We start from the raw sequence: 12,908 nt of genomic DNA, 5'->3' as shown, positions 1-12,908 counted from the left end.
GCCCGCTGGCCGCTGCCGCCGCGGTGGCCCTCGTCGGCCTCGTGTTCGGCCTGCCCGCCGCGCCGTCCGCCTCGGCCGCGCGCGTGCGCGCCGCCGACGGGACGGGCACGACCGGCCAGGTGACCGGCAACCGTCCGGTGTCCCTGACCCGCACGCTCACCCGCGAGCACCTGCGCGACGGCGACGACGTGCGGGTCGACCGGCGCACGGTGACCGTGAAGGTCGACCAGACCGCGAACCTGCGCAGTCGGCAACCGATCACCGTCAGCTGGTCGGGCGCCCACCCGACGGGCGCCGTCGTGCCGGACCAGAACTCGCCGTCCGCGGCGCAGCAGGAGTACCCCGTCGTGGTGCTCGAGTGCCGCGGGGTCGACTCGACCAGCGTGCCCGCCTCGCAGCGCCTGCGGCCGGAGAACTGCTGGACGCAGTCGTCGCGCGAGCGCTTCCAGCTCGACGGCACCACCGGGTTCCCGCCGTGGCGGGTCGACCGCCGCGCTCCCGCGGCCGAGCGGCGATCGCACGTCGGCGACCCGCCGAAGCTCGCGCCCGGCTGCAACGAGCAGGACTACTACACGATCCGTCGGCTGCCGTTCGTGGACCACGCCGGGACCACGTACTACCCCGACGCGGTCGACTGCATGCCGATCCCGCCCGAGGCCCGCAACGTCGACCTCGCCGATCAACCGGGCAACACGACGTACGGGCTGACGCTGCCCGACGGCACCGGTCGCACGCAGTTCACCACCTGGACCAAGGACGACAACGCGTCGCTCGGCTGCTCGGCGACGGTCGCCTGCTCCCTCGTCGTGGTGCCGATCATGGGCATCTCCTGCGACACCGCGGCGGCTGCCCTGCCTGCGGCCGACCGGCCGCCGGCGGACCTGCGCGCCACCGTCGACGAGAAGTGCTCGAGCACGGGCGACTACGGCGTGGGCCAGCCGCTGTCGAGCGCACCGTCCGCCCCCGCCGTCCGCGGTGACCTGTGGTGGAGCGGCTCCAACTGGGACGGCCGGTTCGTCGTGCCGCTGGACCTCGCGGCCCAGGACGAGGTCTGCTCGACGAACGCCGCCGAGGGCGTCGACGTCTACGGCTCGGAGCTGCTGGCCCAGGCGACGTCGCAGTGGCGGCCGCTGTTCTGCACCGACTCGCGTCGGACGCCGTTCAAGCACGTGCAGGTCGGCGAGCCGCAGGCGAACAACCTGCTCGGTGCCGGCACGGTGGAGGCGGCGTTCGTCAGCGATCCGGGCGAGCACGACCGGCCGACGGTCGATGCACCGATCGCGTTCTCCGGCTTCGCCATCAGCTACGCGATCGACGACGCCGACGGCAAGCCGTACCGCAGGCTGCGCCTGACCCCGCGGCTGCTGGCGAAGCTGCTGACGATGTCGTACCCGGCCGAGAACTTCGTGCGCGACGAGTACCCCGCGCTGTCGAAGAACCCCCTCGACATGTCGCGCGACCCCGAGTTCCGGCGGCTCAACCCCGGGATCACCGACGGCGTGAGCGCCGCAGAGGGTGCGTCGACGCTGCTGTCGCTGTCGAGCGAGTCGGACGTGCTGCACGCGCTCACGACCTACATCTCGAGCGACCCCGAGGCGAAGGCCTGGCTCGACGGCGAACCCGACCCCTGGGGCATGGTCGTGAACCCCAGCTACGGCAAGGGAGAGCTCAGCCTGCCCGCGACGTCGTGGCCGCTGCAGGACACGTTCGTGCCGAAGAAGTACTACGCGTCCGGCCAGAACGTCTGCCTCGACGCCAACCCGGTGCCGTTCCTGCCACAGGTCGCCGCCCCGGTCGGCCGGCTCGCGACGATCGGGCTCGACGTCCAGTTCGCCATCGTCACCTCGCAGATCACCTGCCAGGTGGTCGTGCCCGGGTCCGCCGACGGCGCCAAGCTGGTCGCCCTCGGCCGACAGGCCCCGAGCCACCGGTTCATGCTGGGCATCACCTCGATCGGCGACGCCGAGCGGTACCGGCTCGACACGGCCGCGCTGCAGACCCGGGTGTCGGACGACGCGTCCGCGGACCTGACGACGGACGCCGGGCGCTCGTTCGTCGGGCCGACGACCGAGTCGCTGCGGGTCTCGGCGAAGCTGCTGCGGCCCGACCGCGAGGCCGGGCACTGGACGGTGCCGGTGTCGACGATCACCCGCGACACCGCCGGCGCCGGCGCGTACCCGGGCGCGATGGTCGTGTATGCCAGCGTGCCCACGCAGGGGCTGGACGCCGCCGACGCCAAGGGCTACGCGGGCCTGGTGCGGTGGGCGGTGCAGTCCGGTCAGCGGCCTGGCCCGGCCAACGGTCAGCTGGCCGCCGGGTACCTGCCGCTCACCGCGACGAACGGCCTGGGCCGTCTCGCCGGATACTCGCTCGCCGCCGCTGACGCCATCGCGGCGCAGCGTGGTCAGGTGCCCGACATCACGACGTACGACGCCCAGCGGCCGACGCCGAAGCCGACCGCGTCGTCGTCGGACACGCCTGGCGGTCCGCCGGGTGGCGGGCACGGGGGCGCGAGCGCAAGCGGCGGCAGCGGCGGGAGCGGCGGCTCCGGGACGGGTGGCGGCCCGGCAACGAAGCCGGCCGGCACAGGAGCGCCCTCGGGAGCCCCGTCCGCGGCGCCGACCGCGCCGACCGTCATCGACGCGGCGCCGGTCGCGACCACCACCCAGAGCATCGGTCTGCTGGGCCTGCTGCCGATGGCGGTGGTCGGACTGGCGGTGCTCGCCGGCGTCGACGCCGGCACCACCTGGGGCGTACGACGGCTGCGGGGCACCCGGTGACGGAGCTGCTCGAGCGCGCGCCGGCGCCGGCACGCACCCGTCCCGGCTGGTGGCCGCTGCCGTCGCTGCGCCGCCGCGCGCCGGAGGTGACGGGGCCGACCGCCGGCCGCCGCCGCACCCGCGCCGAGCGGGTGCGGCGTCCGGTGTCGCTGCCCGGGTGGGGCCTGGCCGCTGTCTGCGGGCTCTGCCTGGTGCTCGCGGCGTACGTGCTGGTGCTCAGCGGGCTGCAGCAGCACGCGACCCAGGGCCGGCTGTACGACCAGGTGCGCGAGCAGCTGGCGCTGGGCACCGCGCCGCTGGGGGCGACGACCCCTGGCCGGCCGGTCGCGCTGCTGCAGGTGCCGGACGCCGGGCTGCGGGACGTCGTGGTCGTCGAGGGGACGAGCTCGCGGCAGACGCAGGACGGCCCTGGTCACCGACGGGACACCGCCCTGCCCGGACAACCCGGCGTCAGCGTGCTGTACGGGCGCGGGCTGTCGGCCGGTGGGCCGTTCCGCCGGATCGGGACGCTCCAGGTCGGCGACCGCATCACCCTCACCACCGGGCAGGGGACGTTCCGGTACACCGTCTCCGGCGTCCGGCGGCAGGGGAGTGCGGTGCCGAAGGCGCTGGCGCAGGGCGGCTCGCGACTGACGCTGGTGAGCGAGGAGTTCAGCTCGCTGCGCGAGGGTCTGGTGCCGCGCGGGCAGGTGCTCGTCGACGCGACGATGCACGGTGCGACCAAGACGCCGGACCGCCTGCGCCCCAGCGTGATCGCGCCGTCGGAACAGGCCCAGGCCGGGTACGGCGGCGCGCTGTTCCCGCTCGTGCTCTGGCTGCAGCTGCTGCTGCTGGCGGTCTGCGCGACGGCGTGGGTCGCCGTGCGCTGGCGGCCCGGTCAGGCCTGGCTCGTCGCCGCACCGGCGCTGACGGCGCTGCTCTGGCTGTGCCTGTCGAACGCGAGCCTGCTCCTGCCCAACCTGTTCTGAACCCGTTCTGACGCAACGGGTCCACGCCCGGTCACCCGTCCTCGGGTGGCCGGGCGCCGTGCTTGAGCCGTGTTGCCCGTTCCCGAGCCGAGCGCCCGGGCGCGTTCGTGCGTCGTTCACCAGCGAAGGGGCCGCCGTCGGTCTGCGCACGGGACGTTCCTCCTGCCAGCTCCTCACCACCTTTCCGGAGGACCGAACATGCGCTCCACCAAGAAGCTCGTCGGGATCGGGGTCGCCGCGACGGCGGTCCTCGGCCTCGGCCTGAGCTCCGGCCAGGCACAGGCCGACGCCGGCCCGGCGTCCGGCGACGTCGTCGGCGTCGGAAGCGACACCGTGCAGAACATCGGCAACTTCCTCGCCGACGGCGACCCGGACGGTCTGTCGACGGGCGCCAACGCCTCCGGCGGCCGCAACCGGCTCATCAGCTTCGACGCCACCCCCGACGCGAACGACCGCGCCGGCTACATCCCCACCGCCGGCACCAGCAGCGCGATCGCGCCGCTGAACCCGACGATCATCCTGCGCGCCGGCACCAGCCCGGTGCTGCGCCCCAACGGTTCCGGCTCGGGCATCGCCGCGTTCCTGAAGGACACCGGCACCCCGGCCAAGATCAACTTCGTGCGGGCCTCGCGGCTGCCGAACGCCACCGAGATCGCGACCGCCAACGGCCAGGGCACCTTCAACGGCCTGCACGTCGTGAAGATCTCGACCGACGCGCTCAAGGTCGCCGCCGCCAACACCACGAACGCGCCGGCGGCACTCACGCCGGCCCAGCTGGTGTCGATCTACAAGTGCGACACCCGCACCTGGAACCAGGTCGGCGGCTCGTCGTCGGCGAACATCATCCCGCAGATCCCGCAGGCGGGTTCGGGCACCGGCGACACCTTCCGGAACGACCTCAAGGCCGCCAACGGTGGTACCGCGGTGACCATCGGGTCCTGCGTGCAGACGGTGCAGGAGAACGATCCCAGCGCCATCACCAGCGCCGACTCGCCGGCCGACGCCATCGCGCCGTTCTCCGAGGGCCGGCTCAACCTCTACCAGTCGGGCTACTTCAAGGACCCGACGGTCGCCTTCGGCAACACGCCGGTCACCCTGAGCGCCGGCATCAAGCTGCTGAACGGTGCGGGCAGCTACTCCAACACCCGCGGGCTGTACATCGTCTTCCGCGAGAAGGACCTCAGCTCGACCACCAGGTTCCAGCCCGGCGGCTCGCTGAACTTCGCCCGCGCCCTCTTCGCCAACCCGGGCAGCGCGGTCAAGCCCTACGTGGCCAGCAACGACGGCCAGGCGGCCATCGAGGCCGGCGGCGGCACCGCGGTGTACGTCGACTGCGGCGTCAACCCGACCTCCTGCTGAACCGCCTGCAGGACAGCACGACCAGCACGACCAGCACCACCCCGTAGGACCAGCGAGCCGGGTCGGCTCGGACTGCACCCGAACCGACCCGGCCGCCGGCACGACGTGGCCTCGCGCCGCGGCGGGTCCTTGCCACCCACCTCAGCACCACCACATCGAAGGAGCATCATGCGCCTGTCCACCAGGTCCGTGCTCGCCGGGGCGTCCACCCTGGCGATCGCGGCGGGGCTGCTGACCGCCGGGGCGATGTCCGCCTCCGCGGACGTCAGCACCCCGGCCTACAACGACGCCGACGCCTACGGCACCCTGACGCTCTACGACGCCTCCGGCGCCGTGAAGACGTCGGGCAGCATCAACGACGCACCCTTCGCCAGCTACCTGGTGGGCTCGAGCGCCCAGCAGGGCGACAACCCCAACAAGCGCGCCGCGCTCTTCGGCTGCGCCGTCGACCCGGCCGTGCCGACGCCGGCGCTGTGGAACTGCACCGGCCTGTCGGGCTCGAAGGTCTACCCGAACGTCAGCGCGCCGGAGCCGATCAGGTCGTCGGCCAACCCCACCGCGACGGTCGTGCCGACCGACCCCAGCCTGAGCGACCTCGTCGCGCAGTACCCGCCGCTCGCGGGTGGCCTGTACCAGCTGCGGCTCAAGGCCCCGGCGCAGACCACCACCTGGCAGATCGCCACCATCAAGATCACCGGCAGCACCTGGACGCAGGTCTTCCCGGCGCCCGCCGCCGCCAGCACCACCAGCATCAGCGCCGACAGGACCAGCCCGCAGGCGGCCGGCACGTCGTTGGACCTGAAGGCGACGGTCAGCCCCTCTGACACCGCGGGCAGCGTCGAGTTCTTCGACACCGTCGGTGGCACCCCCACCTCGCTCGGCACCTCGGCGGTCTCGGCCGGCGTCGCCACGAAGTCGGTCTCGCCGGCCGCCGGTGACCACTCCTACAGCGCGAAGTTCACCCCGGCCGACGCGTCGGTGACCGGCAGCACCTCCTCGTCGCTGCCCTTCACCATCAAGGCGCCGGCCACGGCGACCACCGTGTCGCTGTCGGCGAGCAACACCAACCCGGACGCCGGTTCGCCGGTCGACCTCACCGCCGCCACCGGCCCGGCGGGCGTGGCCGGATCGGTCGAGTTCATCGACTCGGTCAGCGGCTCGCTCGGCACGGTCCCCGCGCCGAACGGCTCCGGCCAGTACGTCCTCTCGACCTCGGCCCTGGCCTCCGGCTCGCACTCGGTCACCGCCAAGTTCACCCCGGCCAGCGACACCTACGCCATCTCCAACTCGGCGCCGGTCGCGATCAACGTCAAGGCCGCCGCCTGCCCGACCGGCTCCGTCTGCACCGACGACCAGGCCTTCCAGGTCACCGTCGACGCCGGCACGATCGTCATCGCCACGCCGTACACCCCGGCCAACCCGTTCGACCTCGGCAGCATGAAGCTGTCGGCGGACGGCAAGCAGCTGTCGGCCAGCAAGGCCTTCGGCTCGGCCACCGACCCGGCCAAGGGCGTCACCGTCACCGACACCCGCGCCGGTGACCTGCCCTGGACCGCGTCGGTCGTGTCGACCGACTTCACCGCCGGCACCGACTCGATCAACGCGCAGAACCTCGGCTTCACCGGCGTGCAGCCGGCCTACGTCGCGGGCAACGCGCTGAACGCCGCCACCAAGCCCGTCCTGACCTTCGACAACGCCGCCTCGGCGACCGTCGTCGGCCCGGGCGCAGCCGGCACCGCCGGTCTGCGGGGCACGCCCAAGAAGTTCGCCAGCGCCGCCAACGGCGCCGGCACCGTCGACGTCGTCGGGACCATGACCCTCAACGCCCCGACCTCGACGCCGGCGGGCACCTACAAGGCGACCGTGACCTTCACGGTCCTCTGAGCCGCAGCGCCGTCGCGGCCCCGGCGGGGCGCGACGGCGGCGAGGGGTGGGACGACGACCGGCCGTCCCACCCCTTGCGGCACGTCCACCACCACCCCGCCGGAGAACGGATGCACCGGATGTCGCACCGCCCCTGGCCGCGCCCGACGGCCGCCGCCACCCACGTCGTCGCCCTGGCGGCGGCGCTGCTGGTGGCGCTCGGCCTGGCGCTGCCGGCCGACCCCGCGCAGGCCCTGTCGCGCGGAGACACGACCAAGCCGACGACGGCCACCTTCGGGGTGCAGCCGGCGTTCGCCGGCCGGCCCGACGCCCGCCCGTTCTTCCGGTTCGGCACCACGCCCGACGCGCTCGTGAACGACCAGCTGGCGCTGCGCAACTACGCCACGCGCCCGGTGACCCTGCGCCTGGTGGCGAGCGACGCCACGAACCTCCCGGACGGCGGCCTCACCGCGCTCCCCACCGGTACCGCCTCGCACGACGCCGGCTCGTGGGTGGCGCTCGGCGGGGCGGCGCGCTCGGGCCAGGTGACCGTGCCCGGGCGCAGCACCGTCGTGGTGCCCTTCCGCCTGCGGGTGCCGCACGACGCGACCCCGGGCGACCACGTGGCGGGCCTGCTGGCCTCGCTGGTGACGACGACGCGCGACGCACAGGGCACCGACGTCCGGCTCGACCAGCGCGTCGGCACCCGCCTGTTCGTGCGCGTCAGCGGGCCGTTGCGGCCGTCGCTGCAGGTGAGCGGCGTGACGGCGACGTGGCACGGGTCGTCGTGGAACCCCTTCGCCCGCGGCACCGTGACGCTGCGGTACCGGTTGCAGAACGCGGGCAACGTCGCGCTCGGCGCCAGCGCCACCGGGTCGGTGCACGGCCTCGTCGGACCGACGACGCGGGCGCGGGCAGCCGGGGCCGCGCTGCTGCTGCCGGGCAACGGCGTCGACGCCTCGGTCGAAGTCCGCGGCGTGCGCCCCGTGCTGCGCGAGCGGGCCACCGTCCGCGTGACCCCCCTGGTGGTGAGCGGCGACGTCGTGAGCGTGCGCGGGATCTCGCGGTCGGTGGTGCTGTGGGTGGTCCCGTGGCTGCTGGTCGGCCTGCTCGCCCTGCTGCTGGTGGCGCTGTTCGTGCTGCTCGTGCGGCGCCGCCGCCGGCGCACCGGTCAGCGGCGGCGGGCTGCGCAGCCGGCCACGCCGGCCGGGCGGGCACGGCACCGCGAGCCGGCCGGTCGCGTCGCCCGGAACGCCTCCCGGCCCGGCCGGGTGCTGCCAGGTGCGGCGAGGAGCCTCGCCGTCGCGGGTCTGCTCACCGCCGCCGGTGTCGTGCTCGTCCCACCAGCGCCAGCCAGCGCGTCGTCCACGGTGCCGTACCGCGACGTCGCCAGCAGCGGCCGGATCACCCTGTGCAGCAACGGGAAGCCGGTCACCACGGGCCGCGTCGGCAGCGACCCGTTCGTCACGACGGCGGTCGGGGAGTCGGCCGCGACCGAGGGCTACGGCGGCGACGGCCGCACCGCGGTGCTGTCGGCGTACCAGCCCCGGCAGGGCGTGTCCCCCGGCGAGTGGAGCGGCATGCAGCTGACCGCCAGCACGCTCTACGCCCGGGCCGCGCACCCGACCGCACGGTTCACCCGCGGTGACTACCGGCTGTCCGACTTCCTCGAGGCCTACCCCGCGGGCTGGCAGGGGCGCGTGCAGCTGCGCCTGCTGCTGCGTGCGCCCGACCAGCCGACCTCCACCTACCGCTACGACAGCCTCGACCTGCAGGTGCGCGACGGTTCGTGGCAGGTCGTCGGAGCGGCCGGCGGGGCCTCGTGCGACTCGGGCGCGTCGCGGTCGGTGGCCGACGTGCTGGGCCTGAACCAGCAGGCCTCGGGGAAGCCCGGCGCCGGCACCGCCGCGCCCTCCGGCACGCGCACCCGGGCGGCGGCCACGCCGCTGTCCCGGCCCACGGCCGGTGCGCCGACCCCCGCGCCGACCGGCCTCCCGGGGTCCGCGACGCCGGCCGACGGCGCCGACGACGCCACCGCGCGCGCCGAGGCCGTGCGGTCGACGGCCGCGTCGTCGACGGCCGTGTCGCCCTGGTGGTGGCTCGCCGTCCCGGTGCTGGGCACCGGCGTCGCCCTCGCACTGGCCCGCCGCGGGCGCAGCCGTGGGTGACCGGTGCGTCCCGGACGAGCCGCTCGTCCGTTTGCGCAGCGTCGTTCACCGGGCGGGTGTCCGCCCTTCGCCACCGGGCGAGGGCGCGTGCACACCGGCTGAGCAGGGTTCCCACGGCGTCCGCAGCACGGACGCCGCTCGACGAGCGCCGGGCGACCGGCAGATGAGGTGGATGGGCATGTCACGACGCTGGACCGCAGCGGCGGGCGCGGTCGTCGCGTCCCTGCTGTGCACGGGGGCGCTGGCGCTGGGCGCGGGGTCCGCGGCCGCCGCTGCACCGACGCCCCCCTGGGAACCCGACCCGTCGTCGTACGGGTCGCTGACGTTCTACGACGCGGCGGGGCACCAGGTGACCAGCGGCAGCACCACCGACAAGCCGTTCGCCACCTACGTCGCCGGCTCCGCCGACCCGGACGTCGCGAACCCGAACTCGCGCATCCAGCTGTCCGGCTACCTCCCGGCACCGAACCAGCAGACCGCCGAGTTCTCCGGCATGTCGCTGTCGGCCAACACCCGGTACCCCGTGGTCGGCGCACCGGCCGACATCGCCGCGCTGACGAAGCCGGTCGCGACCATCGCCTCGAGCGACTTCACCCTCGCCGACCTGCAGTCGTCGTTCCCCAACACCGCCCCCGCAGGCAGCCCCTTCCACGGCCTGTACCAGCTGCGGCTGAAGCTGGCCTCGAACACCGGCTCCACGAAGTGGCAGTCGGCCGACATCTCGATCAGCGGCAGCACGTGGACCCAGGTGCTCCCCGCCGTGACGCCGGCGCCCACCGACACCACGACGACGCCGACCACCACGACGACGACCACCGCGACGCCTCCCACCACGACCACCTCGACGACGTCGTCCACCTCCACGACGTCGACGACCTCGACCACGTCGACCACGTCGGCGTCGACCACCTCGCAGCCGTCGACCTCGATCACGTCGAGCTCGTCGACGACCACCGCGACCGACGACCCGGACGTCGTGGTGCTCGACGCGAACGGCGACCCGCTGCCCGACCGGCCGACCCTGGCCCCGGGCGCCGAGGCCACCGTGGTGGCCAAGGGCTTCGAGCCCGGTGAGAGCGTCACCGTCACGGTCGACGGCGAGGACGACACCACGCTCACCGCCGACGACGACGGTGTCGTCGTCTACGACTTCCAGGTGCCCGACGACCAGGCCGACGGCGAGGTCGAGCTGACGCTCGCCGGCGCGACGCACACGGTCACCGTCACCCTCGACGTGTCGGCCGACGCCACATCGACCTCGTCGGGCTCGGCGTCCGGGTCCGGGACGCAGGAGGGCGCCGGCACCGGCAGCGGCGACGTCGGCGGCAGCGGCGGCTCGCTGCCGCGCACCGGCTCCGAGATCGCCCCGGTGCTGGGCCTCGCACTCGGCCTGCTGCTGCTCGGCGGCACGGCCACCCACCTCGCCCGTCGTCGTCCCAACCTGCAGGGAGCCCACCGATGAACGCCCGCAGCACGCACGGCCTCCGCCGCCGGCTCGCCGTCGTGGTCGCCACCGCCGTCGGACTCGCGGGTCTCGTCGCGCTGGCCCCCGCGGCCGGTGCCGCGACCGCGGTGCCGCCCTTCGAGCCCGACCCGTCGGCCTACGGCACCATCGCCTTCTACGACGCGGCCGGTCACCAGGTGACCAGCGGCAGCATCGCCGACAAGCCGTTCGCGACCTACGTGGTCGCCTCGGCCGACCCCGACGTGCCCAACCCCAACTCGCGCATCCAGCTGTCGGGGTACCTGCCGGTGCCGAACCAGCAGACCGCCGAGTTCTCCGGCATGACCATGTCGCTGAACACGAAGTACCCCGCAGTCGGTGCCCCGGCGAACATCGCGGCGATGACGAAGCCGGTCGCGACGCTGAACGACACCGACTTCACGCTCGCCGACCTGCAGTCGTCGTACCCGAACACCGCACCGGCCGGCAGCGTCTACCAGGGGCTGTACCAGCTGCGGCTCAAGACGGCGGCCAGCACCGGCTCCGTGCGGTGGCAGCGGGCGGACATCAAGATCACCGGCGGCACCTGGACGCAGGTGCTCCCGGACCCGTCCGCCGACACCACGGCGCCGGTCGCCGCGATCACCTCGGGTCCGGCGTCCGTCACCGGATCGGCCTCGGCCACCTTCGCGTTCGGCGCGAGCGACGACACCGACACCGCGGTGCAGCTGCGGCTGCAGTGCAGCCTCGACGGCGCCGCCTTCGCTGCCTGCACCTCGCCGACGACCCTGACCGGGCTGTCGTCGAAGCGGCACACCTTCGCCGTCCGCGCGGTCGACCGGGCGGGCAACACCGGTACGGCCGTGAGCCGGGCCTGGACCGTCGACCGCGTCGCCCCCACGACCACGCTGGGTGCGCTGCCCGCGGTGTCGCTGGGCTCGAAGGTCACCGTGTCGGCCCGCTCGGCCGACGCGTCGTCCGGCGTGGCCTCGCGCGACTTCCGGGTGCAGAAGGCCTCGTACGGTGGCGCGTTCTCGGCCTGGAGCAGCCCGCGCGGCTGGGGCGCCACGAAGGCGTCGTCGGTGTCGCTGACGCTCTCGCGCGGGTACCAGTTCTGCGTCTCGGCCCGGTCGCGCGACCGGGTGGGCAACGTGTCGGCCTGGACGGCGGCCCGCTGCACGGCCTCCCCGCTGGACGAGCGCAGCCTCACCGCCTCGAAGGGGTGGACCAAGGTCAGCGGCAGCAAGCTGTACGCCCGCACGGCCCTGCGCACCACGACGGCGAACGCCGCACTGACCCGCACGAAGGTGCGCGCCAAGAGCGCGGTCGTCGTCGGCACGCGGTGCACGGCGTGCGGCACGGTGGGCGTCTACTGGAAGGGCAAGCTGCTCGAGCGCATCAGCCTGAGGGGCAGCAACCGCGACCAGGTGCAGTACGCCGTCACGCTGGGCCGCACCGCCGGCACCGGGACGCTGCAGCTGAAGTCGCTCACCAAGGGCAAGCGGGTGCAGCTCGACGGCCTGGCGCTGCTGCAGCGCTGAGCAGCTCTCGGTGGTCGCCACCCGCTGGGCCCCGCAAGCAGGGCGGGCCCGGCGGGCGGCGGTCCACGGGGGTTCTGAGACGCAGGCGCCGACCGGCGGCCCGGGACGCGCCGCACCCGCCCCAGGCGGCTACGCAGGTCGCTCGAGCCGGCACAGGGCCCAGCAGCCGAGCAAGGACCACCGCACGTGGTCGGCACCGCGTCGTCTGCCAACGCCTCGCGCGAGCTGCGAGCAGATGTTCAGCATCGTCAGCACGATGACCGCCGTGGCCGACCTGAGAAGTGGGTCCACCGCGCCAGCTTCCTCAGCTGGTCGACTCGCGACGGGCTACTCGCACCGGTCCATCGTGAAGAGCGCGTGAGCCGGTGCCTCGGCACGCCTGACTGCTGGCGCCCGCGGTCGGAGCAGCGTCCCCCGTCGGAGGCGGGACCAGACGCGACCGCCGACCGCACCCGCTGCGCACGCCCGCCGTGAGTTCACGAGATGCGGATGCGCTCGGTCTCACGTCCGGTCTCATGCACTGCTCACCAGAACGCCTCGAACGGCAGCTGTGAGCACGCCGAGAGCCCCCCTCCGCTTCGGCGGCCGGAGGTTCTCGTCGTCCTGGTCTGGTCGAGGCCGAGCTCCAGTCCGTTCGCATGGGCGCCCGCACGGCTCTCGGTGCTCGGACGTCGAGCGGCTCGCAGCTCGACGGGGGTGAGAGCGCCAGGGCGCCGGTGACGAGCGCCGCAGCAGGCTCATCGGGAGATACTCGAGACGTGTGCGCCACAGCACCGTCCGCCGAC

The 12,908-nt window shown here is 74.2% G+C and carries 7 protein-coding genes; all 7 read left to right on the top strand.

Features of this window, described 5'->3' with window-relative positions; genetic code table 11:
- Positions 1-2,780: hypothetical protein (locus ACYVI6_RS10000; RefSeq protein ID WP_460446233.1), on the top strand; the 2,780-nt coding region annotated here is incomplete at its 5' end.
- A complete protein-coding gene (locus ACYVI6_RS09995; protein ID WP_460446232.1) occupies positions 2,777-3,748 on the top strand; it encodes a sortase in 972 nt (323 codons plus the stop codon). The genes ACYVI6_RS10000 and ACYVI6_RS09995, both read left to right, overlap by 4 nt.
- Before the next feature lie 198 nt (positions 3,749-3,946).
- Entirely contained in the window at positions 3,947-5,107 is a 1,161-nt protein-coding gene (locus ACYVI6_RS09990; protein ID WP_460446231.1) for a substrate-binding domain-containing protein, read from the top strand.
- Positions 5,108-5,275: 168 nt separating this feature from the next.
- Entirely contained in the window at positions 5,276-6,991 is a 1,716-nt protein-coding gene (locus ACYVI6_RS09985; RefSeq protein ID WP_460446230.1) for an Ig-like domain repeat protein, read from the top strand.
- A gap of 119 nt (positions 6,992-7,110) precedes the next feature.
- Positions 7,111-9,138, top strand: coding sequence for a hypothetical protein (locus tag ACYVI6_RS09980; protein WP_460446229.1), 2,028 nt, complete (start codon positions 7,111-7,113; stop codon positions 9,136-9,138).
- A gap of 178 nt (positions 9,139-9,316) precedes the next feature.
- Complete coding sequence (locus ACYVI6_RS09975; RefSeq protein ID WP_460446228.1) at positions 9,317-10,600, top strand: LPXTG cell wall anchor domain-containing protein; 1,284 nt, start codon at positions 9,317-9,319, stop codon at positions 10,598-10,600.
- Complete coding sequence (locus ACYVI6_RS09970; protein ID WP_460446227.1) at positions 10,597-12,123, top strand: hypothetical protein; 1,527 nt, start codon at positions 10,597-10,599, stop codon at positions 12,121-12,123. The genes ACYVI6_RS09975 and ACYVI6_RS09970 overlap by 4 nt, the downstream gene beginning before the upstream one ends.
- The last annotated feature ends 785 nt before the right edge of the window (positions 12,124-12,908 follow it).

The sequence above is a fragment of the Angustibacter aerolatus genome, assembly GCF_054776675.1.
The sequence above is the reverse complement of the archived record's forward strand: the minus strand, read 5'-3'. Positions and strand labels throughout refer to the sequence as shown.

What these genes read in the sequence shown, in the direction of transcription:
- ACYVI6_RS09990 (WP_460446231.1), top strand. Translation starts at nt 3,947, where the DNA reads ATGCGCTCCACCAAGAAGCTCGTCGGGATCGGGGTCGCCGCGACGGCG.
- ACYVI6_RS09985 (WP_460446230.1), top strand. Translation starts at nt 5,276, where the DNA reads ATGCGCCTGTCCACCAGGTCCGTGCTCGCCGGGGCGTCCACCCTGGCG.
- ACYVI6_RS09980 (WP_460446229.1), top strand. Translation starts at nt 7,111, where the DNA reads ATGTCGCACCGCCCCTGGCCGCGCCCGACGGCCGCCGCCACCCACGTC.
- ACYVI6_RS09975 (WP_460446228.1), top strand. Translation starts at nt 9,317, where the DNA reads ATGTCACGACGCTGGACCGCAGCGGCGGGCGCGGTCGTCGCGTCCCTG.
- ACYVI6_RS09970 (WP_460446227.1), top strand. Translation starts at nt 10,597, where the DNA reads ATGAACGCCCGCAGCACGCACGGCCTCCGCCGCCGGCTCGCCGTCGTG.